The sequence below is a fragment of the Streptomyces sp. NBC_01264 genome, assembly GCF_026340675.1.
Lineage (GTDB): Bacteria > Actinomycetota > Actinomycetes > Streptomycetales > Streptomycetaceae > Streptomyces.
On the sequence record NZ_JAPEOX010000004.1, the window covers coordinates 171693 to 197440 of the forward strand.

The 25748-nt window shown below is 70.0% G+C and carries 27 protein-coding genes; 19 read left to right on the plus strand and 8 right to left on the minus strand.

Annotated features, from left to right (window positions below; genetic code table 11):
* Positions 1-508 precede the first annotated feature (508 nt).
* A complete protein-coding gene (locus OG435_RS46215; protein ID WP_266887477.1) occupies positions 509-1849 on the plus strand; it encodes a transcriptional regulator in 1341 nt (446 codons plus the stop codon).
* Positions 1850-2007: 158 nt separating this feature from the next.
* On the opposite strand, the gene OG435_RS46220 is transcribed toward OG435_RS46215, so the two are convergent.
* The 5 genes from OG435_RS46220 to OG435_RS46240 all read right to left on the minus strand — a co-directional run bounded on the left by OG435_RS46220 (position 2008) and on the right by OG435_RS46240 (position 6700).
* Positions 2008-2844 carry an SDR family oxidoreductase gene (locus OG435_RS46220; protein WP_266887479.1) on the minus strand — a complete coding sequence of 279 codons (837 nt, stop codon included), beginning with the start codon at positions 2842-2844 and terminating at the stop codon, positions 2008-2010.
* A gap of 85 nt (positions 2845-2929) precedes the next feature.
* A complete protein-coding gene (locus tag OG435_RS46225) occupies positions 2930-3688 on the minus strand; it encodes an SGNH/GDSL hydrolase family protein (protein WP_266887481.1) in 759 nt (252 codons plus the stop codon).
* Positions 3689-3923: 235 nt separating this feature from the next.
* On the minus strand, positions 3924-4511 hold the full coding sequence (locus tag OG435_RS46230) for an isochorismatase family cysteine hydrolase (protein ID WP_266887483.1): 588 nt from the start codon (positions 4509-4511) through the stop codon (positions 3924-3926).
* A 20-nt stretch (positions 4512-4531) separates the two neighbouring features.
* Positions 4532-5707 carry an XRE family transcriptional regulator gene (locus OG435_RS46235; protein ID WP_266887486.1) on the minus strand — a complete coding sequence of 392 codons (1176 nt, stop codon included), beginning with the start codon at positions 5705-5707 and terminating at the stop codon, positions 4532-4534.
* Between the two features lie 231 nt (positions 5708-5938).
* Entirely contained in the window at positions 5939-6700 is a 762-nt protein-coding gene (locus tag OG435_RS46240; protein ID WP_266887487.1) for a GntR family transcriptional regulator, read from the minus strand.
* 664 nt (positions 6701-7364) lie between these two features.
* Between OG435_RS46240 and OG435_RS46245 the strand changes: the two genes are divergently transcribed.
* The 14 genes from OG435_RS46245 (at position 7365) to OG435_RS50265 (ending at position 20475) form a co-directional block, all read left to right on the plus strand.
* A complete protein-coding gene (locus tag OG435_RS46245) occupies positions 7365-7490 on the plus strand; it encodes a hypothetical protein (protein WP_266887489.1) in 126 nt (41 codons plus the stop codon).
* 29 nt (positions 7491-7519) lie between these two features.
* Positions 7520-7972, plus strand: a complete 453-nt coding sequence (locus tag OG435_RS46250; protein ID WP_266887491.1) for an ATP-binding protein — start codon at positions 7520-7522, stop codon at positions 7970-7972.
* 139 nt (positions 7973-8111) lie between these two features.
* Positions 8112-8369 (plus strand): WhiB family transcriptional regulator, encoded by a 258-nt coding sequence (locus tag OG435_RS46255; RefSeq protein WP_266887493.1) that lies wholly within the window; start codon positions 8112-8114, stop codon positions 8367-8369.
* A gap of 176 nt (positions 8370-8545) precedes the next feature.
* A complete protein-coding gene (locus OG435_RS46260) occupies positions 8546-9019 on the plus strand; it encodes a hypothetical protein (protein WP_266887495.1) in 474 nt (157 codons plus the stop codon).
* Positions 9019-9294 (plus strand): hypothetical protein, encoded by a 276-nt coding sequence (locus OG435_RS46265; RefSeq protein WP_266887497.1) that lies wholly within the window; start codon positions 9019-9021, stop codon positions 9292-9294. Before OG435_RS46260 ends, OG435_RS46265 begins: the two co-directional genes overlap by 1 nt.
* Before the next feature lie 193 nt (positions 9295-9487).
* Positions 9488-12112: a DUF2637 domain-containing protein gene (locus tag OG435_RS46270; protein WP_266887499.1), complete on the plus strand. Its 2625-nt coding sequence runs from the start codon at positions 9488-9490 to the stop codon at positions 12110-12112.
* Positions 12113-12377: 265 nt separating this feature from the next.
* A complete protein-coding gene (locus tag OG435_RS46275; protein WP_266887501.1) occupies positions 12378-12641 on the plus strand; it encodes a hypothetical protein in 264 nt (87 codons plus the stop codon).
* 380 nt (positions 12642-13021) lie between these two features.
* A complete protein-coding gene (locus OG435_RS46280; RefSeq protein WP_266887502.1) occupies positions 13022-15325 on the plus strand; it encodes a hypothetical protein in 2304 nt (767 codons plus the stop codon).
* Positions 15326-15389: 64 nt separating this feature from the next.
* Positions 15390-17873 (plus strand): DNA translocase FtsK, encoded by a 2484-nt coding sequence (locus OG435_RS46285; protein ID WP_266887504.1) that lies wholly within the window; start codon positions 15390-15392, stop codon positions 17871-17873.
* A gap of 3 nt (positions 17874-17876) precedes the next feature.
* Complete coding sequence (locus OG435_RS46290; RefSeq protein ID WP_266887506.1) at positions 17877-18071, plus strand: hypothetical protein; 195 nt, start codon at positions 17877-17879, stop codon at positions 18069-18071.
* 11 nt (positions 18072-18082) lie between these two features.
* The gene (locus OG435_RS46295; protein WP_266887507.1) at positions 18083-18316 is read left to right on the plus strand and encodes a hypothetical protein; all 234 of its coding nucleotides are present in this window, start codon (positions 18083-18085) and stop codon (positions 18314-18316) included.
* Positions 18317-18444: 128 nt separating this feature from the next.
* A complete protein-coding gene (locus OG435_RS46300) occupies positions 18445-19032 on the plus strand; it encodes a hypothetical protein (RefSeq protein ID WP_266887509.1) in 588 nt (195 codons plus the stop codon).
* 238 nt (positions 19033-19270) lie between these two features.
* Positions 19271-19474: a hypothetical protein gene (locus OG435_RS46305; protein WP_266887511.1), complete on the plus strand. Its 204-nt coding sequence runs from the start codon at positions 19271-19273 to the stop codon at positions 19472-19474.
* A 179-nt stretch (positions 19475-19653) separates the two neighbouring features.
* The gene (locus OG435_RS50265; protein ID WP_323188041.1) at positions 19654-20475 is read left to right on the plus strand and encodes an NUDIX hydrolase; all 822 of its coding nucleotides are present in this window, start codon (positions 19654-19656) and stop codon (positions 20473-20475) included.
* A 124-nt stretch (positions 20476-20599) separates the two neighbouring features.
* Here the strand turns inward: OG435_RS50265 and OG435_RS46315 are convergent, their stop codons facing one another.
* From OG435_RS46315 to OG435_RS46325, 3 genes are all read right to left on the minus strand, one after another.
* On the minus strand, positions 20600-21397 hold the full coding sequence (locus OG435_RS46315; RefSeq protein WP_266887513.1) for a hypothetical protein: 798 nt from the start codon (positions 21395-21397) through the stop codon (positions 20600-20602).
* A 58-nt stretch (positions 21398-21455) separates the two neighbouring features.
* Positions 21456-22343, minus strand: coding sequence for a hypothetical protein (locus tag OG435_RS46320; protein WP_266887514.1), 888 nt, complete (start codon positions 22341-22343; stop codon positions 21456-21458).
* 172 nt (positions 22344-22515) lie between these two features.
* Positions 22516-23064, minus strand: a complete 549-nt coding sequence (locus tag OG435_RS46325) for a hypothetical protein (RefSeq protein WP_266887516.1) — start codon at positions 23062-23064, stop codon at positions 22516-22518.
* Positions 23065-23304: 240 nt separating this feature from the next.
* Between OG435_RS46325 and OG435_RS46330 the strand changes: the two genes are divergently transcribed.
* The 4 genes from OG435_RS46330 to OG435_RS46345 are packed head-to-tail and all read left to right on the plus strand — an operon-like array spanning position 23305 to position 25742.
* Positions 23305-23748 carry a hypothetical protein gene (locus OG435_RS46330; RefSeq protein ID WP_266887518.1) on the plus strand — a complete coding sequence of 148 codons (444 nt, stop codon included), beginning with the start codon at positions 23305-23307 and terminating at the stop codon, positions 23746-23748.
* Between the two features lie 49 nt (positions 23749-23797).
* Positions 23798-24325 carry a hypothetical protein gene (locus OG435_RS46335; protein WP_266887519.1) on the plus strand — a complete coding sequence of 176 codons (528 nt, stop codon included), beginning with the start codon at positions 23798-23800 and terminating at the stop codon, positions 24323-24325.
* Between the two features lie 53 nt (positions 24326-24378).
* Positions 24379-24984, plus strand: coding sequence for a hypothetical protein (locus OG435_RS46340; RefSeq protein WP_266887520.1), 606 nt, complete (start codon positions 24379-24381; stop codon positions 24982-24984).
* The gene (locus OG435_RS46345; protein ID WP_266887522.1) at positions 24981-25742 is read left to right on the plus strand and encodes a DUF6884 domain-containing protein; all 762 of its coding nucleotides are present in this window, start codon (positions 24981-24983) and stop codon (positions 25740-25742) included. The genes OG435_RS46340 and OG435_RS46345 overlap by 4 nt, the downstream gene beginning before the upstream one ends.
* The last annotated feature ends 6 nt before the right edge of the window (positions 25743-25748 follow it).

A 25748-nucleotide genomic window follows, 5' to 3' on the forward strand; every position in this document is an offset into this window, starting at 1 on the left:
AGCCGCGGTGGTGCCGCACACCATCTGCACGTCCTCGACGCCGGAGCTGATCGCCAAGACGACCGCGAACGCCGTTCGTGCGAGCAGGCCGACTTCGACGCCGGCCGGTGCATCCGTCCAGCCGCCGGGCGGGCGGGTGAGGGATGACACCGTCACCCGATGACGCCCCCGGTCGGGGGCCGTATGGGCCCGGCGCGTGCACGGCCGTCCGAGATCGGCTGGTTCAGTCCATGCAGACGCCATTTTTCCCCCTCGTCGACGTGCACATCCCGGGCTCACGACAAGTCGGCTTCATGCGGCCGAGGCCCCGCACCGTGCGGGTTCTACGGACGCGCCAGTTGGCCGCCCTCAAGGAGACCGCCGGTCGACAGCGGCAGGAAGAGCGCTGTCGTCATCTCGAGTGGCCTCGCGGTCATCCAGCGGTCATCCACCTGTACCGGGGGTCTCCCATGAAGGGCTTCGCCCGGGGACACTTGGACAGCCGGTCCAGCAGCGGAGGGGAGCACCGTTGAGCGAGGTCGGGGATCTTCTCGACTACCTCGTCGCACATCACGGGGGTAAGGCCGAAGCGTTCCTGAAACGGATCGCGGCCCGCCATGAGCACATGGGGTTCGGCAGCATGGCAACCCATAAGCAGAAGCTCCACCGCTGGAAGACCGGTACTCGGCCGGACAGAACCACCCAATTCGCGCTTGCCGATTTTCTGGGTTTCCCCCGGCGCGACGTTGTGGAACTCGGCTGGCCGGCCTGGCTGCATCGCGCAGTTCCCGATGCACTGCTCGCACCGCGCCGCGCGACCCCGACCGCGCTGAAGGCCCCACGAAAGGCCGGTGAAACCGTGGAACGTCGTCGGTTCATGATCACAGCCGCCGCCGGCGGCATGGCCCTCGCCCTTGCACCCGGCACCCCAGCCACGGCCAGTGCCGGCCGCAGAGTCGGCGATGGCCTGGCCGCCCTTCACGAACAGCGCTTGATCGCCCTACGGCACCTCGACGACAAGGTCGGCTCGGGCCACGTCTACAACGCCGCCGTCAACGAGTTCGACATGATCGCGGGAGCGCTGCGCACCGCGACCTACAGCGAGGCAACTGGTCGGCGTCTCCTCGCCGCCGCAGCCGACGCACAGCGAGCAGCCGGCTGGACCGCCTACGACAGCGGGCACCCCGATCGCGCGGAGACCCACTTCGCGGACGCCTCCGAAGACGCACTTTCTTCCCAGGATCCCGAGGTCCTGGCCACGACCCTCTCCTTCTGGGCGATCAAGCTGTATTCAACCGGTGCACCCCAGGAAGCAGTTTCGCTGGTGGAAGCCGCGAAGGTTCACGGTCGTGCAACCGGATCCGCCCGGATGCTTGCGATGCTTCACGCCCGGGCCTGTCGTGCCCACGCGCGGGCGGGCGACCTGCGTGCTTCCGACCGGGAAGCGAACGCGGCCCTGGACGCATACAGCAACGCCATCTGCCTCACCGAGGATCTTCCGTCGCTGTACTGGGTCAACCTGGGAGAGATCTACCAACTCCTGGGCAGCTCCGCGCTCAACCTCGGTCATCCCACCCGCGCGCTGGACCACTTCCAACAGGCCGCCACCGCTGGCGTGGCCGAGCTCCAAGAGAGTTACGACGGCGACTCCTTCCCCCGCGGGGCCGCGATCTACGAGGCACGCGCCGCCGAAGCACACCTCGAACTCGACGCAGTCGAACAGGCCGTAGCCGTAGCCCACCTAGCCGTCGAACACATGGGCGGCGTGAACTCCGCCCGCGGCAGCACTGCCCTGGCCGACCTCCGAACGAAGCTGCGGGCGCATCAGGGCGTACCTGAAGTCAGAAACTTCCTGGAGTTCACCGCGTAGCAGGCGGGCCCAGGAGTGTCGGCCGAGCCGCTTCCGGACAACCTCATCCATCCCGGCGTCGGCCAGGTTGCGTTGTCGAGACGCTCCCTGGCTCGGACAAGACCGTGCAACTGCCGAAGTACGCGCGACTCCGGCACGTTAGCCCTGCGCCGTCGAGGTCAGCGGTCGGGGTTCTGGCGCCGGAGGAACTCCCGGGCTCCGCGAAGGCGGGTGGCGAGGGTCTTCTGGGAGACGCGGCTGTCGAGGTGGACCCGGAGTCCGCCTGGGAGACCGCTGTCGGCGCGACGGCCGGTCGGCAACAGCGACGGGTCAAGGCCGTCCCGCTGCGCTATAAGGGTGCCGAGTTCGTGACGGCTGACGGCGTCGGGGCCGGCGAGGTGAAAGACGCCAGCCATATCGGACAAGGTGAGCTCCCACAGTGCGGCGGCTAGATCGCCGACGTGGACGGGACATCGGACGTCGTCCATGAACAGGGCCCCGTCACGCGTGCCGGCGGCCAGAGCGTGCACCAGGCGTTCGTGCTCGGACCCGCCATCGCCGATGATCAGAGAGGTCCGTGCGACGACGGCACCCGCACCCAGTAGCCGCACGGCCGTCTCAGCCACCGCCTTTGCCGCCCCGTACGGTGTTACTGGGTCGGGTAGAAACGTCTCGTTATACAGGTTGTCGCGGCCGGAGAACACGGCGTCACTCGAGACGTGGACCAGCTTGATGCCCCGTTGTGCCGCGGCTTGGGCCAGACGCATCCCGCCCTCCGCCGTGACTGCCCACTCGGCTCCACCGCTGCTCGCGTTGATGACCGCCCTTGGCCTGATGGCATCCAGCGCTTCGTTGAGGCTCGCAGGGTTGCGTAGATCAAGGCGGTGCCACGACACACCAGCGATCTGGCCGGGGCTCGAGTGGAAGGTGGCGGCCGTCGCCGAACCCGCTGAACGTCCCTGGCGGACAAGCTCAGCGCCCAAGAACCCGCTGCCGCCCACAATCAGTACCGTCATGCCATCCCACGCTAGGACAGCAAGGTACGTCCTGGAGCGAAACCGACTGAAGCAGTCGGGTTGGAGCCCAGCCCTCCGTGCGAAATCACCCGTCGGATCGGATCTGGTGCTGCTCCGGGAGTAGCCGCTCGACGACGCGATTTTCGCGCAGGTGCGCCTCGACCTGCTGAGTCAGCAGAGCGACGCCGAGATCGGAGAGGTGTACGCCGTCGCTCCACAGCATCGGCGTTTCCGTGCTCCGGTGGCGGGCGAGTGCGTATGCGGTCTCGGTGAACGGGGTCCAGACGTCGATGAAGGGGACGCCGGCGTTGGCCGCGCGCTGGCCGGCGGCCTGGTTGTAGCGAGCGAGATCCTCGTTCATCGCGGCGACAGTCTGCGGATCCGCGATGGGCCCGATCGGGGTCTCGGAGACGCAGACGATGTGACGCGCCCGCGCGGCCAGGACGGTGAGGGTGGTCGTGTAGTGCTCTGCGTACTCATCGATGGACACGGCCTCGGCATCACGCCCCTGATAGGCACGCCAGACGTCGTTGATGCCGCACCCGAAGACAGCGATGTCGAATGTGGTTCCGGTGGAGAGGTCGCGCGCGGCGCGGGCAAGGTCGCGGGAGGTGGCGCCGCCCTGCCCTTGGTTGTGGCATACGAAGGCCACCCGGGGGTGGGCCAGCTGGAGTGCGAGGTGGATGTTATGCACGTATCCGTACGAGCGGTGCTCCTCGATGCGGACCGTTTCCCCGACCTGGGCAAGGTTCGTCGGGTCGGTCAGCCGCGGGCTGTAAGCCTGACGGTGTTCCATGATCGAAGTTCCGAGCCACAAAATCTGCAAGGTGATCTCCAAGGTCATGGGCGTCCCGTCTGGTCCGATGCGGCCTGGAGCTAGACCCGCACTCAGGCCAAGAAGCCTCTTTTGTCGATCTTCCGGTAATAGGGCATCAGAGCTGCCCGTTGTCCCTCCCCCTTGGCGACCGCGATCCGCTGCATCTGGGGGCCGTGAGGTCGCCCGCCACCAGGGTCCGCGGGTGTTGGGCGTCTCGAGGACAGTAGCCGTCAGCTGACTGGGACAGACCCGCACCAGCGGTTCAGTGTCCGCCCTGGGCACCTTGGCTTGCCCCTTCCAGCGGGCCGACCACGCCAGCGAGCAGTTCATCCGCGGTCAGCAGCTGCTGAGGGCTGATGTTGCGCCGTGCGAGGAGGAGCGCCGCCTCGTGGTACTCCAGGCCCCCGGTCGATGCGCAGGCGTCCGTCACGATCCAGGGCAGGATGCCTGAGTGGTACGCGGCGATCGCCGTGTCGTAGACACAGGCGTCGGTGTCGATGCCCGCAAGTACGAGGTCCGTCCATCCGGCTGTCTGGACGAGCCGAATGAACTCGGGGGTCAGGGCGCTGGAGCTGGGCTTGTCGATGACCGCGGCGGCGGACCGGACGTACGGTGCGAGCTCCTCCACGATGCGTTGTTCCTCCGGTGTCCTCAGGTCTGTCCATCCGGTCACGCGTTCGTACGGGGAGCCGGGGGGGTTGTAGAACCGGGTGAAGACCACTGGTCGGCCTGCGGCTACCCAAGCGTGAACCAGTCGTACGACCGGCGGAACGGCGCCCTTGCTGTGGTCGTTGATGAAGCCGGCCTGCACGTCCACGATGACGAGCGCGGCCGATTGGGGTGGATTCACTCAGGTCCTCCTCTTGGGGTTCAGATGCCGGATTCGCGCAGCGCTTCCTGCGCTGCGCGAAGTCTGTCGGGGAGCTGGCTGGTCGTGAGGATGGCTTCGCGCATCAGTTGGTGCTGCGCTGTCTCCTGCGCGCGGGCCGCCGTCAGCCGGGAGTAGGCGCCGCGCAGGAACCGCCATCCGTAGTCCTTGGGCATGACGGGGTCGCGGCCCGCTTCGACCTCGTCGAGGACGTAGGTACTGAGGGCCCAGAGTGTCTGGACGTCCAGTTCGAGCGCGACCACGGAACTCATGGGAAGGGCCCGCTCAGGAGCGATGGGGTGGTAGGCGACGCCTGACCAGCCGGCGAGCCCAAGGGCTACTGCGCGGCTGCCGAAGTCGATGACGTCCGCGTGCTCGAACCCCTCGACCAGGAGTTTGCGTTCGACGTCATCGCCCAGGCGAACCGCGGCCTCCGGGTCCTGTCGGTCGACCAGGACCGAGGGCGTGGTGAGCAGCTGGAGGGCTGACTCCAGGTCGGTTCCCTGCCAGGGCGAGTCCTCCAGCAGATAGGCCGACAGGACGTAGGTCGGTGCAGGAGTACGCGTCTGGGCTTGCGCGGAGAGCAGCTCACGGATTCGGCTGTCCGCCCAGCGCAGGTCGGCGGCATAGGTGCGGTAGCGCCAGGCCGCGAGCTCTCCGAGGCTCTGTACGTGGAGGGGCTGGACCAGGTGCGCGATCACAACGCCGCAGTCGTAAAGGTGCAGTTGGGAGTCCGCCGAGGCATCTGGATGCGCCGCTGGGGTCGATCGGTGTTCCAGGCCGCCGGGACCGGGGCCTCTTGGCGTGCCCGTGATCGCCTGAACGGCTTCACCGACGTAGACGGGGATGAACTTGTGGCTCACCACGGTTGCCGGGCCAAGGGCGGGCGTGCCTTCCGGATCCGGCTCGGCAGACTGGACACCGACCGCCGGATCGTCTCCCTCTTCGGCGAGGGAGGCGTGGAAGGTCTCCAGCACGTCCGGCGTGCAGCGCAGTTTCATCGCGTCCAGCATGTCCGCCGTTTCCGGTCGGAGTTTTATGGAACGCCCGTGCTTGCGCCACTTCGTGACGGTCTTCGGGTTCACCCCGAGCTGCTCCGCGTACACGCGAATTGGCAGCCTCATTGCCTGTCCCAAGAGAGCGGCTTCGCGCCCTGTCCACTGCACCACGGCTGCCATTTGACACTCCCTCCGCAGGCGTGAGTTGCAGATTACGGGCCTGGGCCCACACCAGGCCCACATCGGGCCCACAGGCGGACCTCTCGCTGTCCGCCGCCGGTCGGGATGCTGGAGGCCAAATCCGATCTTGCTCGGACCTGCCGTCCTGGGAGCATCACCGTGGAGAGAAACGTTCAGCTTGGAAGCGGCCTCTTCGCTCCGCCGCGTCTCCAGTTGGGCGTCGTCGGCGCTTTACAGTTCGTAGGCGTATTCCACGACATACGAGGCGCTGTCCATCGTCGTTTGCTCCACGCCGATCGCCTGTCCGTTGCCGTCGATGGCAACCCGGTAGGCCTCCAGGACGAACCGTCCGATGGGGATTCCGAGCCGATTTGCCTCCTCGCTGAAGGGTGCTCTTCCTCGGACCTCCTCGCGGATGTACTCGGGATGGAGCCCCAGTTCGGCGAGCATCGACTGCAGGTCGCCCGGCGCGGAGTCGGCGCGGGCGACCGCGCCTCCTCTGGAGAGCCGCGTCGGCAGGTACGTGCGGACGAGCTTCACCGGACGGCCGTCGACGAGGAAGCGGCAGTCGCAGACCAGAGCGTCTTCCTCGGCGTGGAGGCCGAGAACCGCAGCGACGCCGGACGGGGCTGGTTCCTCGTTGACCTCCACCTGATCGATGGTCGGCCTCTGCGTTTCGTTCGCCGGCCAGATCCTCGGGCCGGCCGCCCACTGGCCATCTGTTCGACGAGGCGTGCCGTGCCGTCTGAGGAGCTGCAGATCCTGCACGTAGACGCCCGACCCGCGGCGCCCAGCGAGGAAGCCGTCGTTCTTGAGCAGCTCAACTGCGCGCTGGATGGTGACCGCGCCGACCCCGTACTCCTTGGCGAGAGCGTCCTCGCCGGGAAGTCGCTCGCCGGCACGGTGGCGGCCCTCCGCGATTGCAGCCCTGAGCTGGTCGGCGATGCGCTGGTACTGGAACTTGGGCTGCGCGGGGCCCGGCGCGTCGGTCATGCGTCTCCTCTGGCTTTCTCCTTAGCGACCTGATCGTACGGGCGGCCCAGCCGCGCTGACCGCCCAACGATGGGCAAACCCTAGAGCTTCCACGTGGACATTCCAAAGTTCCCCATGGAACCTCTTGATCTCCATGTGGAACTTTGGTTCACTGAGGGCATCGCAACGAGCGCTCCACAGGCTCGAGTTGATGTCCCACCCCGCCTCTTCTGCCGTTCGAGACAGCCCCACCCCGGGCCCAGGACGTCGGAAATAGGGCGGATCGATCTTGAAAACTGCACAGAGTGATCCACCGCAGCACGACAGCCGCGAGCACACCGGCTGTGGCGTGTGGAGACCAGCCGGCCGAGAAAAGGCCTTGCCTACGACGAATCGCGCAACCGGCTTGAGAGAACGGTGCGGCGACATTGCGCTGCGAGGACCGCCAGGGACTGACCTCCCAGGGCGTGAGCAGTCCGCACCGATTGAGGTCAAGCGCGCTGGAAACGCGCACCGATCACCAGTAACCGCAGCGGCCGACGCCCGGCAGAGCACGTCGAGCGTCGGCGGCCGCGGCCACTCGTGGCACCGACAGAACACCGCGCAACCGCCTCAACGGCTGCAGCCCCGGAGCACCCCGGGGCCGCAGCCGGTCGTACATCCACCGCGAGAGAGGACCACGACCATGACCTCCAGCATCGCGGCGCCCCTGCTGAGCGCCGCACAGGACAGCGACCAGACGGACGACCCGCAGATCGAGCAGCCGCTGCGGCGCGTTCAGCAGACCGCCCAGCGCGGCGGGTCGAAGTGAGCGGCCGGACGATCTGCAGGACTGGACACGTGGTCACCGACCGGCCGGAGCTTCCGGCATCCGAGCCCGGTCTGTACCTCAGGCACCGCGACCGCGGATTCGTCGCGCACATGCTCGCCGGACCTCAGCGGCTCAGCCTCACCCGCCGCCTGACGGCCGAGATTTTGCTGGCCTACGGCGTCTCGGCCGAGACCTCGGCAACGGCGCAGCTGATCCTCTCAGAGCTGGTCGGCAACGCGATCCGCGCCTGCGGCGACGACGTCCCCCTGGTCGTCGAGGTGTACATCAGCGACACCGGGGCCGCAGTCGCTGTCCACGACCCGGCCCCCGACCTGCTTCCCCGGCCCGCCGCCTCCGCGATGGACAGCGACGTGGCCGAGTCCGGACGCGGCTTACCTCTGCTGAACCTGCTCTGCACCGACATCGCGGTCACCACCTCGCCCATCGGCAAGCAGATCCGCTGCCTCCTCGAGCCCACGTAAAACCCCGTGACCGGGGGCGGGGCCGCCAGGTAGGTCAGCCGCATCCAGCCGCCGAGATCACCAGGCCCCTCCCCTTCCACCGCCTCCGATTCCGCCTGGAACCGGAGTCCACTGCCCTCCACCGAAAGGACGTACCGCCATGGACTGGCGCCACAACTCCGTTTGCCGCGAGGAAGACCCCGAGCTCTTCTTCCCCATCGGCAACACCGGTCCCGCGCTGCTGCAGATCGAGGAAGCCAAGGCCGTCTGCCGCCGCTGCCCCGTCATGGAGCAGTGCCTGCAGTGGGCGCTCGAGTCCGGCCAGGACTCCGGCGTCTGGGGCGGCCTCAGCGAGGACGAGCGCCGCGCAATGAAGCGCCGCGCCGCTCGCAACCGGGCGCGCAACGCGACCGCCTGACTCCGGGGGAGCGCGGCGCCGACGGGCAACGTCGGCCGTGCGCTCCCCCGGACAGCCGCCGTGCTCTGACGTACGGCCGGCACCACCTGACCCGGAACCCGGCACGGCCCCGAGCGCGGACAGGCGCATCGGGGCCGCATAGCCACCAACTCGTCTCTCACACAGGAGTTGATCGCGTGCACACCAGGATGCCCGATGCCGCAGCAGTCCACCTCACCGAGACCCGCCCGCGACCGGCCACACGCAGCGCCGCCGCGACCTCGCCGCGCGCCGGCCGCCTGGCCGTCGAGTTCCTCGCCGCTTCGGGCCGACCCAGCTGGGGCCGCCTGACCCAGCGGCCCACCGGCACGCTGGTCACCGCGGTCGGCACGGTGACCGTGCTCCACGTCCTCGACGGGGTCCTGGGGGTGACCCTCACCGGCTCGACGGGCGACACGGTGCTGTGCTCGGTCGACTCCGATCACTACTTCGACCTCTGCTCTCACCTGTTCGACGGGACCGAGGTAGAGGTCAGCGGCAAGGTCCGGCGCCCGGCACACGGCCCCTCGCCGCTCGTCGACGCGCTGATCATCCGTCCGTCCACCACGGCGTCCGACAACTCGCGCCAGCCCCTTCGCCGTGCGGCGATGGCTCTGGGAGGTGTCCGCTGATGTCCAGCACCCCCACCGAGGCGCCGGCCGAGACCGAGGCCCCGCTCCTTCCGGAACTGAACCGGGGCGCGGGCATTCTGATCATCGTCGTCGCCTTCATCGGGACGATCGCCAGCACCATCGACGTGTTCGTCAACGGCTGGCTGTCCGCCGTGGCCCACCTCGCCTGGTTCATCGGAATCCTTCTCCTGTTGAGCTTCGTCCTCGCGACGCTCGTGACGCTCGTCGCAGGACCTCGTGGAGGGCGGGAACCGATCCCCCTCGGCAGCTCCTGACTCCGAGGGCCGGCCAGCGAAGTGTGAGACCTCCGCCTGGGCCGCACGTCGACTGCATTCGGCGTGCGGCCCTGACGTCCCTCCGCGAAGCTCCGCCTCCTGAGCCACCAGGTGTCGCCCCGAGCGCACCCACGGCTCGCGCTGGCTCACCCCTCCCCCCGCACTCCAGTACAGCCGAAAGGAACCGCCCGTCATGGCCGCACAGAACGGCCGCAAGCAGAACCGCCGCGGTGTCACCGCCGCGACGAAAGCCGCCTCTCCCGGGACCGCGCCAGGGATGGCCGAGGCCCGCGCGACGGCGGACGGCATCATCGCGGAGGCGGAGAAGCTGGCCGGCGCCCGAGTTGCCGAAGCCGTCAAGGAGGCCGAAGCGGCCGTCGGGGAACTCCTCGACGAGGCGCAGAAGACCGCCGACAGCCTCCAGAGCGATGCGGAGAAGTCCGCCGAGCAGGTACGCAACAGCACCCAGGAGAGTGCGCACGAGCTGCTCGCCGAGGCCCGCAGGCACTCCGAAGAGCTCCTGCAGGCCAGCCGCACGGACGCCGAGAAGCTGAGCGCCGAGGCCGCCGAGGCCGCCGCGGAGCTCCGCGAGCGGCGCGAGGCTGAGGCCGGGGGGCTCGTCGCCGAGGCGACCGCGAAAGCGGAGCAGCTCCTCGCCGCGGCCGCACAGCGTGCCGAGGAGGTGCGCGCACAGGCGCAGACCTCGGCGGACGACCTGCTCGACGAGGCGCAGCGTCAGGCTGTAGCCGTCCTGGGCGAGGCCCGGGCGAAGGCGGACCAGATCCGCGCCGACGCGGAGGGCGCGCTGGCCAGCGGCCGCGCTGACGCGCAGAAGATCCGTGCGGAGGCCGATGCTGAGGCCGACCGCGCCCGCCGTGCCGGAACTGCCGACCGCGACCGGGCCCAGAGCGAGGCCGCCTCCGTACGCGCCGAGACGGAACAGCTTCGCCAGCATGCCGAGGGGACAGCCCGGGCGCTTCGCAAGCAGGCAGAGGAGACCGCAGACCGGATCCGGCTGGCCGTGACGGACGAGATCGCCCTGCTGCGCAGGGACGTGGCCGAGGAGGCCGAACACACCCGCCGAGCGGCCGCCGATGAGGCAGGCCGTCTGCGCACCGGTGCCCGTACCGCGGTCGCTGAGTCGGAGAAGCTCGCCGAGCACGTGGTCGTCCAGGCCCGAGAGGAGGCCGCCGGCATTCTCGCCCGGGCGGAGAACCAGGCGCGCGAACTGACTGCGCAGGCCGAGACCGCCATGCAGGACGCCAGGGCCGCCCGGGTCCAGGCGAACGCCGACGCCGACACCTTGCGAAAGGAGGCCGCTCAGGACCGGGATCTGGCCGCCGAGGAACTGGAGCGGGCTCTGTCCCCGACGCTTCGGAAACTGGAGAAGCGGAACCTCCGGGACGACGACGCCGAGCGCCGTCGGGTCAGGAAGCGGAAGGAGAAGGACGACCTGGCGGAGCAGCGTCGTACGAGCCGGGCGCAGCGCAAGGCCGGCCGCCCCACCGTCGTCGACCGGGTGCAGAAGTTCTTCCGGGACAACGCCCGGCGCCTCATGGTCGTCGGGCCGATCAGTGCCCCGATGGCCGTCGCGTGGAGCTCGCAGACCAGCTACGCCATGGACGCCTTCGGCTGGTGGCTGATCGCCGCTCTCGGCTTCGCCGCTGCTTGGGAGCTGACCACCACGTTCACGGCGTGGATGTACCACCAGTCCCGATCCCAGGGCGACAGCGGTCTCATCTACCGCTTCATGACCTGGGTGTTCGCAGCCGGCGCCGCAGCAATGAACTACGCCCACCACTGCGGTCCGGACGGTCGGCCCACTCAGGCCGCAGTCGCCTTCGCGACCATGTCGATCGTCGGCATGATCCTTTGGGAGCTGTACGCGTCCCTGCTTCACCGCGAACATGCCCGGGCCGAGGGCCGGGTCGCGAAGGCCCGTCCGCGTATCGGGCTCATCCGCTGGGTGCGCTACCCCCGACAGTCCTGGACGGCATGGTCCTTGACCATCAACAACCAGGCACTGGACACGCTGGAGAAGGCGTGGGAGGCGGCCGACCGGAGCCTGGCCCAGGCCGGCATGATCCGACACGCCTCGGGGCTGAACCCCCTGCGCCGGGCCGTCGCCGCGCTCATCGGTGTTGGCCAGTGGGTCCCCGTCCGCAGTCTCCCCCCAGTCCCGCGGACCTGGCGGGTACTCCCGGTTTCCGGGGCGGCAAGCCCTAGCGGGATCCCGGCCTATGCAGTCCTGGAGCGGGTCTCGGTCTCCGCCGAGATCCTTGAAACCGAGACCCGGGCGGCCTTGCCGATCGGCGAGACCCTCCGGTCTCACGAGACCTGCGAGACCGGGTCTCACGCCCGTACCGCCGACGAGACCGGGACCATCGAGACCCGTGAGACCGGGTCTCGTGAGACCGCCGAGACCGGGTCTCACGGGTCTCGTACGAGCACGGAGACCGGCGAGACCGGATCCGGTGAGACCCGTCGAGACCGGTCTCACGGGTCTCGCGATGCCGACCGCACCCGGTCTCGCCGGGCAGGAGACGGCGGGTCTCCGCGCGAGATGTCCGCTGGCCAGGTCTCGCCACTGCGAGACAAGCCCTCTGAGGTCCAGAGACTGCTGGACGTCATGTGGGCACGCGGTGACGGCCTCGCCGTACAGCTCGGGTCCAAGTCTCAGCCTGGGGAGGCCGAGGAGATCACTGGCTGCCCGCGGTCCACGGCAGGTAAGCGCCTGGCGGAAGCCCGCGCGCTCTTCGCGGCTGGCCACCGCACGTACAGCGAGACCGAGACCCGGGCCACCGGGACCGACGGCTGAGACCGAAACCGCGAGACCAGGACCGGGACCGGGACCGGGACCGGGACCCACGGCTGAGACCGAGACCGCGAGACCGGGACCGGGACCCACGGCTGAGACCGAGACCGCGAGACCGGGACCGGGACCCACGGCTGAGACCGAGACCGCGAGACCGGGACCGGGACCGGGACCCACGCGTGAGACCGGCGGCCCGGGGTGTAGAGACCGCCTCCGGGCCGCCGGCACTGCGAGACCACCGAGACGACACCGAAAGGGAGACCGAGACATGGCAGTCAACCCCCCGCTCTACCAGTGGAACGCCACCACCGCGCAGGAGGCCGAGACCTCCCTCAAGGCGGCCAGGAGCCTCATCGACGCCCACCTCATGACCCTCGCCCCCGGCAGCGCCTACATCACGCACGAGACCCGGTGCGAGACTCCACTCACCCTCCGGATCTCCCTCGATCTCGGCCCGGTGATCGCGGCCATCAACGCGGCGGACCAGCCCGATGAGCAGGCCGCGCCGGGCGACGTTGCCTCGGATTCCTGACCCGGCATAAAGGGCCCTCGTCCCGGCCTGCGAGTAGGGAGGTTTCACCCTGCTCCAGGAGACCTTCCCCTACCAGCTGCCCCCACGGCTACGAGCTCTCGCAGCGCCGGCCGATGAGCCGGAACCCGGCCGCAGGCGCCGCAGATCGCTACTCACCCGCCTCAGCGTTCTGTAACTCAACGTGACGTGAAGCTGGCGCGTCAACGACAACGTCAACGCCCGGACTTGACGCAGATGCTCCTCTTCCTGGCCCAGATACCCAAGAGCGGCCCTCTGAGCAGCGAAATTGACGTTGACGCGCGCCCTTGACGTTGACGTTGACGCTCCGGCTTGACGCCATGAACACCACGCACAGTCACCATCCCTGAGAGGACCACCCCGTGAGCACCCCCGACTACGACGTGGCGCTGCCGGCCGCCACGGCGCCCGCGCCGTCGCCTGGCGCCGTGCAGCCCTCGGCGTCGGGCTCGACATCAGCTGCCGATCCCCAGACTCAGCGCGCTTCGCGCCGTGACTCCACGTCCCGCGGAGAAGGGAGTCTTGCCGGGGTCCTCATCCCCGGGGGCGCCCTGATCGGACTCATCTCGTTGTGCTGGCTGATTCACCAGTTCGGTCTTCCCGTCGTGATCTTCGCGATTCTGGCCGCCGCCGCCACCGCCACCACCGCGCTCGTCATCAAGGTCGGCCGGCGTGTGGCGAAAGGGCACCGCGCCGGCCGCACGGCCCGGGGTGCCGGCGGTGCCGGTCCGGGCGGCTCCGCTGGCGGCCGGGCTGCCCGCGGTGGCGGGTCGCTGGGCCAGGGGAACCGTTCCAGCAGCACCGGGCACACGCCCCGGCGGACCGGCAGCGGCAAGAGCTCACCGACGCCTGGGGCTCTGTCACGCAAGCCCGCAGGCATGGGCTCGGTGAAGGCACCGAGCAGCCGCACGGGTTCGGGCTCCAAGAACGCCTCTACACGCACCCCCGGCAAGGGCCTGACCAGCGCACGGTCAGGCGCTGCGAAGCCGTACAAGGGGAGTCTCTTCGGCGGCCGCCCCGGCAGCGGTTCGGCTGGTGCCCAGGGCGGAGGCGGCAAGCACCGCAAGCCGCCCACGCCGGGCGCCCAGACCTCGCGCCGCGGCCTGCTGAATCGCAGGACTCCCGGAAGCGGAACGGGTATTGGTGCCACGGCGCCTACCTCGCCGAAGCAGAACCGGAACGGACCCTCTCAGGTCGGAGGAAAGGGCCGTGGCGGTACCGGGACGGCGCCGAAGAACTCCGCCGGCGGGAAGGGCAGGACGAAGATCATTCCCTTCCCGCGTCGCGGGAAGGGATCGGGGAAGGGCCCGGGCAAGGCGGGCTCTGGCGGCGGTAAGGGCAAGACGCCGGTCCCGAAGGGCCCCGGCAAGAAGAAGACCGGGAAGGCGAAGGCACCTCGGCACCGCCGCTACACGTGGAAGAGGCCGCATCGCAAGCTCGCTGCCGCTGTCGGCCGGGGCTACAAGAAGGTCACCAGCAAGAAGTTCCGGCGCGGCGTGCGCCGGGCGGGGACGCCGTTCCGGGCCGTCTATCGGGGGACCAAGAAGCACGGCGGCAAGCTCCTGGCCAACACCATGCGCTGGGGCGGCCGGGCGATGCTCAGCATCCACTCCGTGCTCGGCAGCGTCCGCTACTCCTCGGCAGGCCCGAACTGGTTCCGCCCGCTGTCCAAGGTCATGTACTGGGCGACCAGCCCGCTGGCCAAGCTCGTCACCGTCTCGCGCACCTGGACGTGGCTGAACTCCTGGGTCTACCGGACCGCGACCGCCCGGCCCACCCCGAAGCCGGCCGCCGCGACGGCTCCGGCTGCGGGGACCGGCACACCCGCCGCCCCGCCCTCCGGTGGGCACACCCCCGTGCCGTCACCGGCCGCAGCAACCGCACCGAAGGGAACACCCGTGGACAACAGCCCGGTTCAGCACACCTACCCCCTCATCTACGCGGCCGACGCCATCCGCACAGCGGGGCAGGCGTTCGCCGCCGCGCCGGCCGACTCCATGAAGGGGTACGAGGCGGTGATCGAGCACCTCGGACAGGTCAACTACGCGATGTTCGAGCTGATGCACCGCGTCGCGACCGTCACCCAGGACGACTTCAAGGTGGACCCGAACATCCCGGACCAGTTCCGCGTAATCAGCAGGCACTTCCTGGCCCTGGGGCAGTTCATCGACTCGGCCCACGGGCTCTACCGGCAGATCCACGCCGCGCAGCTCGAGAACATCGAGAACCCCACCTGGCAGGGCCGCAAGTGGGACGTCAGCGTGAACTGGGCGCACATCATGCCGACGTATGCCTGGGCCAACCCGCTGGTCCACGCGATGCCGCTGCTGTTCGCGTCCGCTGCGGTCCGGGACGCCGGAGCCCACATCCAGATGCACCCCGCCGGCTCGATGGCCGGCTACGAGATGACCATCGAGCACCTGGCGCCCCTGGCCGAGGAGCTCTACGTGCTGATGGAGACGGTCGCCGCAGTCACCGAGTCCGAGTTCAGCGTCAGCCCGGCCGTCACCGAGATGCACCGGGACGCGGCGCAGCGCTTCCGTGACCTGGGAGGCGCGATCCAGGGCGTCCACCTGATGTACCGCGTCGTGCACGCGGAGCAGCTGCACAACCTGGAGAACCCGACGTACCAGGGGGCGAAGTGGGACCAGTCCCGCAACGCGTAGTACCGACCGCGCCTGCGCGCCCCCGTTCCCCGGTCTTGCCCACGAACTGAAGGAGTTCCCCACCATGTCCCGCTCGAAGGACCGCGAGGTCACCCCCTGGGTGCACGGCGTGTTCTCCACACCGCTGTTCACCTCGGGGGTCATCTACCTCGGCGGTGTCGGACTGGGCACCGTCGAGGACCTCGGTCACACCGTCCCGCTGGACCTGCTGGGGCTGGGCTCGGCCGGTGGTGTGGTCGCCGCCGCTGCCGCGCGCTACATGCGCACCGGCGGCCCGGGGGCGAGCAGGAAGGCCCGCTGGTTCCACACGGCCTTCACGGGCGTGTGGACCGGCGCGGCCGCCGCCTGGCTGAACTACACCTCGCACGGCACGCCGTGGACGCTGGCCTCAGCGGCGGCGGTGGGCGCGGTCACCGTGTGCCTGGCGCCGTTCTACTCAGTCGACCGGTATCTGCGCGCGCCGGAGATCGCGCAGCTGTGGCAGCGCGAGGAGGCGTCGCTGGCCAGGCCTCTCACGGACTGGGCGGACATGTTCACGGCGGCCGGCGCCCGCGGTGTCTTCGTGACGAGGCGCGACAAGGCGCACAACGGGTTCACGCTGACGCTGCGGCTGACCGAGACCGACTACGAGGGCCTGCAGCCGCTGCTGAAGAAGCTGGAGATGAAGGCCGGAGTCCGGCCCGGCGCGCTGACCCTCAAGCCGGGCGAGATGGCCGACGAGGCGTTCCTGTCGGTATCGACGCGCAACGTCCTGGCGGAGCTCGTCGAGCTCGACGAGGGCGACCACCCGATCACCATCAACGAGCCGCTGACGCTGGGCATGCTGGAGTCCGGTGAGCCCATCGAACTGCTGATGCGCCAGAACTCCGTGTTCATCGCCGGCAAGAAGGGCAGCGGCAAGAGCGTGCTGCTGCACGTGCTGATCTCCCTGCTGACCCGCTGCATCGACGCGGTGATCTGGATGGTCGACATGGCCGGCGGCAACACCGCCAAGCGCTGGATCCGGCCGTGGGTGGAGGGGTGGAAGGACAAGAACGGCAACATCATCGACCGGCCGCTCATCGACTGGGTAGCGATCACCGAGGACGAGGCCGTGCGCATGTACAACGCCGCGCACGACATTGCCGACGAGCGGGCGAAGACCATGCGCGGCGGCAAGATCGTCCCGGAGCGGCGCCGTCCGGCCCTCATCCTCATCACCGAAGAGGGATCGGACCTGATGGCCTGGTCTCCCGCGGCCGTCAAGCCCAAGACCCGGGGTATCAAGAAGGGCAGGAAGGCGGCGATCGACTACGTCGACGTCGCCCAGCGCGGCACCGGCCCCAATACCGGCGGCGGGGAGATCGAGTCCCAGTACGACACGGTGATCGGGCTGAAGTTCCCGCGTCGCGGTGAAGGCCAGTACGTCTTCCCCGACTTCTACCACCAGGTCAACCTTGCCGCGCTGCCCGGCAACGGCGCCTGCTACTGCAAGACGCCGCAGATGCCGACCATGGATCCGCCGGCGAAGGGCCGGATCGCGTTCGTCAACGACGACGAGGACCGGGACGACATCGAGCAGATGGCCGTGGCGCGGTGGAAGATCCGCCCCGACCTCGACGACGAGGCCGTGGCCGTCGCGTGCAAGTGGGGCTACGAGGACCGCTGGTCGGACCCCGAACGCATGGGCTGGCTCCTGGACGCCTACGGGCTGGACCGCCCGGCTGTCGCTGCCACAGCGCACGCCTCGGGCGGCAGTACCGCCACCATCCAGGCCGCTCCCCCCTCCGCTCCGCCCACCGGGGCGCCGGGTATGGGCAGCGGCCTGGGCGGCACGCAGCTGCCGGGCAACCTCGGCGACCTCCCGTCCGCGCAGGACTACCTCAACAAGTACGGCGGACAGCAGCCGCCGGCTGGTGGCCCGCCGGCTTCTCCGGGCGCCGAGCCTCCGGCCGACGCCGAGATCGAGGCGGCCGTCGCCCGGGCGGTCGCCGAGGCGGAACGGATCACCGAGCAGGCTGCGCAGAACAAGGAGAAGTTCGACAAGCCCAAGGACACCGCGGCCGGTACCCGGCAGCATCCGCGGCGCGACGAGGTCATCGCGATGGTGCGCGACGCCGGCCCGGCGGGCACCACGATCGAGGACTGCCGCACCGAACTCGCTGCCCGGTACCCGGACGAGAAGGTGCCCTCCCGGCAGGCCATCACGACCTGGTTCGCCAGCGTGAAGGACATCGTCCAGCCGGGCGGGCCCAAGACCCCGTACGTGTGGCGGGACGACGCGGCACCGACGACGGACGAGGAAGCCGAAGACGATCTCGACGCCCTCCAGCGGGACGACCTCGACCTGTTCCTCCACGCCGTCGAGCTGGTCGTCAGCACCCAGTTCGGCTCGGCCTCGATGCTCCAGCGCAAGCTGCGCATCGGCTTCGCGAAAGCCCTCTGGCTGATGGACCAGATGACGGCCCGCAACATCGTCGGCGCCCGCGACGGCTCCAAGGCCCGCGACGTCCTCTACCGCGCCACCGACCTGGACGACCTTCTCGACAAGCTCAAGAACGAGGACTGACACATGGCCATCACCGTCTCCGCCGCCGTCCTCCTGGCGGTCATCCTCCTCATCCTGCTGCGCGGCGGCTCCCTGCGACTGGGCCCCGCGCTGGCCGCCGTCGCCTTCGGATTCTTCCTCGCCTCCACCGGCATCGCCCCGACCCTCACGAACGCCTTCAACGCCGTGGCCGACGCCGTACGCGGTATCAACTTCTGAGAGAGGCCCCGATGGACCTGCTCCTCACCCTGATCGGCATGTCGGTCGGCGCCGTGCTCACCCTGCTGGGACAGCGACTCGTCCGATTCCTGCGCCCCCTGCCCAGCTGCACCTGGTGCGCGACCACCTCGGGGTGGCCCGTCACCGGTCACCCCACCCACCACTGCCGCGGGTACATCACCATGGTCCGTCAACGACACCCGTCCTTCGGCGGCAACGCATGGCGTCAGACGGACTCCCGCTGACTTCCGACCCCCGCGCGCAGCCAGGCCCGCAGCTCACCAGCCGCCGGCCCCAGGCACTTTCCGGAAGGGCGGGTCCGCTCGGCCCCGCCCTTCCGGAAAGCCCCCTCACCTCCCAAAGGAGTCACCTCGTGTCCGCCGACACCACCCAGCACGACGCCATCGCCCGCAAGCTCCTCGACGAGGCGTACAGCGACCCCGCGCCCGTCCCACGGGATACCCCCACCCCTGCAGCGGTGGCTCCGGGCATCACGCCCTTCGTCATCCCCGACGGCTACACACTTCGTGAGATTCACCGAACCCATGCCGACGGGACCACGGAACTCATCCGCGAGACCCTCCCGGTCGCGTCGCTGCCGCCGGTGGTCGAACGCCACTACGCCGCGCCGGCAACCACGACGGCCAGCGCGCCGGGCAGCGGCGCCTCACCCCACAGCTTGCCTTCCTGGCTCACCGCCAACCGGCGCCGCATCAAGGCCGGTGCCTACCTCTCCGCGGGTTCCGCCGTCGCGGTGACGGGTGGCCTCTACGGTCCGCAGATCGCAGCCGGCCTCACGACGGCCGCCGCAGCTGTGTGGGCCGCGACCCTCACGGTTCTCAAGGTCGTCGGAGTCGCCGTGGTCATCGGTGTGACCGTGCGCTTCGCCTGCGGGGGCGGCAGGCGAAGCCGCACCGGCACGTTCGAGGGGACGGTCAAGGGGACCTGGCGCAAGGACTGAGCGCCGGCAGGCCGCGCGGAGCCGCCGAGGCACTGCGACGGCTCACCGCCACAACATCAGCCCCGATCCAGCGAGTCGCAGTGCCTGCGCCAGCCGGATCACCGTAGAGAACGGAACTGAGATGACATGGATGCGGCTGATCGCGAAGGTGCGGGAGCGCCGTGCAGCGCCACGCCCGCCTCGCCCCACCGTACGGATCGAACCCGGGCCACGACGCGGGGGAGTCGCGCCTGTACCCGTGACCGGGCCCAAGCGCACGGCCCCGCGTCCGCTGGCCTCGTACGAGCTGTCCACCTGGCTCTGCCCGAACCCCGATTGTGGCCTTCCGGCGAGCTCCGGTACCCACCACTGGGACGACCGCGGCCCCTACCAGCGGCTCAGCAACCATGCCCTGCGGTGCCCCGCCGGACATCGCTGGACGAACAGCACCGACGGCGGCTGACGCGCAGCACATCACGGAGCCCGCACCGCGCCCGTCGGGCTACGGTCCGCTGCCTGGGCTCGAGTGGTGGTCCTCTCCCTCGGCCACCCGATGCAGCTCGGCCGCCGGACCAGGACGGAACCGCCGTAGAGCTGCGCGGGTCCGGCCCCTCCTTCGCCTTTCGAGATCAGGATGCAGACATGACCGACGACACCACCGCCGAGACGATCCGCTTCACCGCCGACGTCGTTCTGCTCGCAGCCGGGCACGTCCTGCTGATCCAGCGCGGCTGGGAACCGTACGCAGGCTGCTGGGCCCTTCCCGGAGGTCACGTCGACGCCGAGGAAGCCAGTCTGGCCGCGGGGGCCCGCGAACTGAAGGAGGAGACCGGCATCGTGGTTCCCGCCGCTGATCTCCGGCAGGTGGGCGTTTTCGACGCCCCGGACAGGGACCCTCGCGGCCGGTACGTCACCGTCGCGTACACGGCCACCCTGCCCACGCTTGTCCCGCCGACCGCAGGGGATGACGCCACGGCCGCTCTCTGGTGGCCGCTGGGCGCGCTGCCTGACCTCGCATTCGACCACGCCGAGATCCTCGCGAGCGCCACCGACGCAGACGGTCCCACCGCAGTGTCGCTCCGAGCGCGGACGGTGCGCAGCGACCCGTCCGCGCCGCGGGTGATGCCGGCCAGCCAACAGCTCGCGCTGGCGTCCGAGTTCCGGGTGCCGCTGCCGCAGGGAAGCGCCGGCGGCTACGCCGAGGTGGTGGTCCAGCAGGGTCTGACGGGGGACGCGTGGGGTGTGACAGACGGGGCCCTCACCGGGCTGCGGGCGTGGATCGATGGAGAGGGGTGGAGGCGCGTTTCGGATGTCGGCCGTGGGGCCGCGTTCGGGCGGGGAAGGGAGGAGGCGCTTCTGGTGGCCCACCAAGTCGCCGAGCTGGAAGCGGCCTGCTACCAGGCCCAGATCGCGGCAGGACAGCCTGAAGAGAATTCCGGGCGGCCGGACGGTCCGCCGAGTTGAGCCGTCACTGCACGGTGTGAGAACAGCAGATAGGGGCCGGCCCGCTTCGGCGGGCCGGCCCCTTTTTTGCGTTGTCCGCGGCGCTGACGCGATCCTCGGAGAGAGGAACCGACAGCGCGGGGCATCAGGTGGTGAGCTGGAAAGCCTGCTCCAGCCGGGTGGTGCGGTCATGGGCCAGGAGGTCCCTGAGGGTGACCTCGGAGCCGAACCGGTACGTACTCCAGTCGGGGGTGATCTCCAGCTGCTCCGCCGTCCGGCTTCGTAGCGCGCTGAGTCCATGACTCCACTGCTCCTGCGAGGTGAGCACCTCCCAGGCTTCCTCGCCGTCGTCGGTCTCAGCCGTGGCGCCGGGCGGAACGAAACCTGCTGCCCACTGGGTCGGGAACTCGGAACTGTACGAGGCGACGGCGGGAAGGTCGTCGCGCTCGAGCAGAAAGCGTTGCAGGTCCTCCCATCCGCACCCCTCTCGGTAGCGGCCGGACGCCAGGCCGGTGCCCACGACGTCGGCCAGCCAGCGCCGGTTGGGGCCGTCGACCCAGCAGTTGATCTCACACTGCCCCATGAGGCGCGCGGCGAGACGCCCCGTATCCGAGCCGTCCTCCATGGCCGTGTTGAGGACCAGGGTCAGGGGGCGGATCGTCTGGCCGCGAAAGTCGACAATCGGATCGTCGAAGATGTCCTGGAGGGCGCGGGCGTACCCCTGGAGCCAGCGGGTCGGGCCCGTGCGGAGGTGCGGTGGCACCTCACGGAGGTAGTGGTCGGTCGGCAGGAGGTCGAACAGGCCGCCGGCCGCGTCGGCTGCGTCGGGGTGGTTGGCGAGCAGCTGCGCGGCCAGGTCGTGCATCTGGATCAGCAGCCAGGGGCGTTCGCTGCCGCGCAGGGTCGCTGCCCCGTGCAGGTCCTGGAACTTGATGTAGCTCAAGGGGTGTCCTCTCGTCGATTCCTTGTATCAGCCGGGTGTGACACCGGGAGGCTGGTGTTCAGGCCGCATCCAGAGCGAGGCGAGTGCTCGCTTCCAGGGCGGCGATCGCTTCACCGGGTACGGGAATGACGCTCTCGATCAGGCGCAGGGCGCGCCGGAGGGCGAGCTGCCGCTCGGGGGCGTGTCCCTGAGCGTCGAGGGCGATGGCCAGTGCGGCCTTGGCCTGCTCGATGTTGCGGCGCTCGGCCTCGGGGAGGTAGTCGGCGCCTTTCGCGCGGGCGTAGTGGTCGGCACGCTTCCAGGCGAGTTCGAGTGCGGTGACCGCGGTGCGGTAGGCGTCGAGGGCTTCCGGGGCGGTGGAGATGCGTGCGTCCCGCGTTGCGTCGAGGGCGTCAATGAGTTGGGCGGTGCGGTCGACGTTGACGTCTGCCAGGGCGAGGCGGTCGAGGTGGTGGAGCTGGTTCATCTGGAAGTCGCCGTAGGCCTCCAGGATCGCGTCGTGGCGCAGCTCCAACTCCGTCCTTCGCCGCGTGACTTCATCCGCGCGCGTCTGCTCGGCGCGCAGCTTCGTGCGCCGGCGGCGGATGACGGAACTGATGGCGAGGAGCAGAGCGATCACGGTCATGACGGCTCCGAGGACGAGGGAGATCGTGGTCCAGGGCAGGTCGGGTGCGCCGACGTGGGGGGCCGGGCTCGGGGTGGCGTGAGGGGCCGGGGTCTCCGTTGCGGGCGCGATGTCACCCAACACCTGGTCGGCGAGCTTGCCGGTGAAGTCGGTGAGGAGCCCGGGGTTGATCACGATGCTGGGGAAGATGATGGCGCCGACCGTGGCGAAGCACATCCGCGGCCAGTCCTGGTTGAGCCACGCCTTGCCCATCTGGATGAGGAAGAGCACCGCCATCAGCGTGGCGCCGATGGAGAGGGCCCATGCGGGGAGAAGCGTCACGTAGGTGCCTTTCGAGGAGAACGCCCGCTGGCCAGCACGTGTGCCGGCCAGCGGTGTCCTGCTCTGGATCAGGACACCCTCACGATCTGCGGAACTGCCTGTGGACAGAGTCCGGTGATCGCGAGGGGCCCCTGTGGACAGCTGCGGGGTTCCCGCGGGGCTCGGCTACCGGTCAGATCTTGTCTCCCGGCTTGATGTGGTCCCACGTGTCCTTGTCGACCCGCTTCCAGTTGCTGCGCTTACCGTCCTGGATGAGGACCTCCCAGACCGCCGGGTGGCGCTGGGTGCCGGTCTGCTCGCGACCCGTGTACTCGCGGTCGCAGTGGCGTCGGGTCGTGTTGCCCCCGCCGGTCGCACCTCCCGCGCTGTTGCCGCCGCTGGTGCCCTTATCGAGGTTCTTCGAGTTGGGCTGAGCAGGCTTGACCTTCGTGGTTCCTCCGGTGGTGGAGGAGCGGCCCCCGGAGGTGGAGGAACGGCCCCCTGAACCGCCGGTCGTGGTGGCGCGGCTGACGCCGAGAGTGAAGGCGCTGGCGCTGATGTTGCGGCAGTTGGTCTCGCGGTAGGTATCCCGGTAGGTCGGGGTGACCCTCTCGGCCTGGTGGCGCTTGTCCTTTACGGTGCCGTGTTCCAGCGGGCCGGAGTCGGGGCCGCACGCTCCGAGCGCGAGAGCCGCGGCGAGGGCGGACGTGGTGGCCGTGATCCGGCGGGCAGTCAGGTTCATGACGGCGCGGGTCTCGCTTTCATGGGTGAAGGTGGCTCGTACGGCTGGCGGCATGAATGTCGCGCAGGCGACCTGTGGACAGGGGCCGCCAGGGCGGGCCGGTTGTCCCGGCCCGCCCTGTGGGAACCAGTGGCCCCGCCGGCTCAGCTTGACGCGTATAACTTTCCATATGAAGATGGATGCGTCAACCTTTCCGCGTCATCACGGCGCGGTGTCGTCCGCGATGACCTCGGAGGTCACTTGACCCGCCCCCTCGGCCGTACCCAGCAACTGGTCCTCGGTGCCCTCGCGCGGCTCAACGGTGGCGTCTGGTATCCCGGTTGCGGCTGGACGGCCGGGTGCGACGCCGATACAGCGCGGACCCTGGACAGCCTGGTGCGCCGCGGTTACGTCGCCAGGGCAAGCGCGAGCGGCCGCTACGCGATCACCGAGGGCGGCCTCAACGCGCTGGGCTGGTACTCCTGCGCGCGATGCACCCGGCTGACACGACACCCGCTGCCGCCTCATCCCGCACCCGGGGGCCGTCGCGTGCGGTGCTCTTGGTGTCCCGAGCTGCCGACCGCCACGCGCGGGCGGCAGCCCAGCCCTGCGGCGGGCCATACGAGCGGCAGCGGCCCGTACCACCCGGCTCGTCCCGGGCCGGCGATCCCTGCCCGGGCCGCCGCCCACACCCCGGCCGGCTGACCGCCCCGTCGCCCCCATCTCCGAGAGGACGTGCTTTCCGATCACCACCATGGCCGAGGCCCCCGCCGCCTCACCCGGTACGGGCGCCCCCGATCGCGAGGTGCGCTGGTCCCTCGCGCTCTACCGCGAGGTACAGGGAAGGGAGTTCTACGAGTGCGGGACGCACCGGCTGAGCAGCCGGGAGCGCGTACGCGAGGAGTACCGGCTCGCGGTTGAGCGGCCCTGGGTGTCCCGGATCGCGGTGACTGAGCACGTTCGCGAGGTGACGTACCGGGCGATCGAGCGGTGGGAGCTGCCGGGGCACGAACAGCCGACGCCACCTCCCGCTCTCCCCCCGGGCGGCCACAGCGGGGTGCGTAGCTACCAGCTGCACGACCTGGAGGGCGCCGTGCACGCGTGCCGCACCGGGGACGAGGCACGCGCGCTCCTTGAGACGTGCCAGGCGATGCCCACCGAAGCGCCGAGCCAGGCCGACGAGCACCCGCGCGCGGAACCGGCGCGGGCGTGGCTGGTGGAGGTGACGGTCATCGACTCCTCCTGGCCGATCGCCCTCAGCGACCTCCCGCATGACGCGTAAAACCTGACGACCGTGTTCGATGTCCCTGGCCCGCCTGCCCCATGGAGTTGAAGTTGCCCCGAGAAGCCCTGATCCCCGAGCGGACACCCCGCTACCAGCCGTATCCGAAGGCGTCGCGGTGGGACGTCCGCCTCGCCGACGAGATCCTCCGCTCCGCCGGCCTCGCCGGCGCCGACTCGGCCTGCGCCGGCTTCTCCGCGGCCGCTGAAGGCCAGAGCGTACGGATCGTGTGGATCCCGCGGCCCAGCCCGGGGGCACCCTGCGAGACGCACCGGTGCCGCGATGCTGCTCTCGACGCGTTCGAATCCGCCGTGTCGCAGGGCGGGTTCACCGACGTCCGGCGGTTCCGCCACTCCGTCCTGGCCCGCGCGGCCATCCCGGGCACGCCGCAGACCACGGCGCGGCTGCGCCGGGTGGGCGCCCTCCTCGAGTTCCGCCGCTCGGTGGTCTTCGAGGGATACGCGCCGCAGGTCGCCGGTGGGGCCGTGCGTCTTGCCTCGCACGGGGCGTCCCCGACGTCGAACCTGATCGTCACCGACGCCCACGGAGATGAGGTGGGGCGCAGCTACGCCGATCACCGGGATGCGGTCGAAGGTCTCGCTCACCACTACGGCCTGCCCATGCCCGTCGCCCTCGTCGACGAAGGCCGTCCGGCATGACGGGCCCGCCGGCGGGCGAGCCCCAGGCCGTGGAGCTCAGCTGGGCCCAGCGCGCGGGACTGCACAGCGCGGCGGTTCATCCTGCGGGCGACGTACCGGCATCGCTCGCCGACAGCGAGCTGTACGGCCTGGAACGCCTCGGCCTCATCGGCGAGATCGGGCCCCGCCTGCGGCGGCTCGGCCCCCATACCCGCGCGGCGCAGTTCCGGATCAACGCGGCGGGAAGGACTCGTGTTCTCGGGGAGGCGCTGCCCCGGGTTGTGGTGGTCCCGTGCTCGAACACGAAGTCCGCTGCGCCCGCGGGTGCTGCCGGCGAGATGTACATCGGGAGCTACCACCGGGCTGCCCGACGGGCCGCCGAGACCCAGGCCGGCCCCGACAGCCAACTCCTCGTGCTCTCGGCGAAGTTCGGGCTGTTGCGCCCGCAGGACCACATCCTCCGGTACGACCTGCGCGCGGGCCAGCGCGGCCAGGTGCCGCGCGCCGTCCTGCTGAGCCAGGCCCACCACCTGGCGGTAGGCGTCGCGGACGTGACGGTCTTCGCCGGTAAGGCGTACGCGAACCTCGCCCGTACGGTCTGGCCCGCGCTCGCGCACCCGCTCGCCGGTGCCCGCGGTATCGGGGACCACCTGGCGTTCTTCGCCGACCTCTACGCCCCGGATCGCCGCGGCGGTGCGCCCGACGGGCCCGGACTCTGTCCACAGGGCCAGGGCCGCACGATCTCCCACATCACCCCCACGGCCGCCCACCGGCCCTGACGAACG

Bases quoted from the DNA above. Each gene is read 5' to 3' on its own strand.
- OG435_RS46220 (WP_266887479.1), bottom strand. From the start codon at position 2,844: ATGACGGTACTGATTGTGGGCGGCAGCGGGTTCTTGGGCGCTGAGCTT.
- OG435_RS46225 (WP_266887481.1), bottom strand. From the start codon at position 3,688: ATGACCTTGGAGATCACCTTGCAGATTTTGTGGCTCGGAACTTCGATC.
- OG435_RS46235 (WP_266887486.1), bottom strand. From the start codon at position 5,707: ATGGCAGCCGTGGTGCAGTGGACAGGGCGCGAAGCCGCTCTCTTGGGA.
- OG435_RS46240 (WP_266887487.1), bottom strand. From the start codon at position 6,700: ATGACCGACGCGCCGGGCCCCGCGCAGCCCAAGTTCCAGTACCAGCGC.
- OG435_RS46245 (WP_266887489.1), top strand. From the start codon at position 7,365: ATGACCTCCAGCATCGCGGCGCCCCTGCTGAGCGCCGCACAGGACAGC.
- OG435_RS46255 (WP_266887493.1), top strand. From the start codon at position 8,112: ATGGACTGGCGCCACAACTCCGTTTGCCGCGAGGAAGACCCCGAGCTC.
- OG435_RS46265 (WP_266887497.1), top strand. From the start codon at position 9,019: ATGTCCAGCACCCCCACCGAGGCGCCGGCCGAGACCGAGGCCCCGCTC.
- OG435_RS46270 (WP_266887499.1), top strand. From the start codon at position 9,488: ATGGCCGCACAGAACGGCCGCAAGCAGAACCGCCGCGGTGTCACCGCC.
- OG435_RS46275 (WP_266887501.1), top strand. From the start codon at position 12,378: ATGGCAGTCAACCCCCCGCTCTACCAGTGGAACGCCACCACCGCGCAG.
- OG435_RS46285 (WP_266887504.1), top strand. From the start codon at position 15,390: ATGTCCCGCTCGAAGGACCGCGAGGTCACCCCCTGGGTGCACGGCGTG.
- OG435_RS46290 (WP_266887506.1), top strand. From the start codon at position 17,877: ATGGCCATCACCGTCTCCGCCGCCGTCCTCCTGGCGGTCATCCTCCTC.
- OG435_RS46295 (WP_266887507.1), top strand. From the start codon at position 18,083: ATGGACCTGCTCCTCACCCTGATCGGCATGTCGGTCGGCGCCGTGCTC.
- OG435_RS50265 (WP_323188041.1), top strand. From the start codon at position 19,654: ATGACCGACGACACCACCGCCGAGACGATCCGCTTCACCGCCGACGTC.
- OG435_RS46325 (WP_266887516.1), bottom strand. From the start codon at position 23,064: ATGAACCTGACTGCCCGCCGGATCACGGCCACCACGTCCGCCCTCGCC.
- OG435_RS46335 (WP_266887519.1), top strand. From the start codon at position 23,798: ATGGCCGAGGCCCCCGCCGCCTCACCCGGTACGGGCGCCCCCGATCGC.
- OG435_RS46345 (WP_266887522.1), top strand. From the start codon at position 24,981: ATGACGGGCCCGCCGGCGGGCGAGCCCCAGGCCGTGGAGCTCAGCTGG.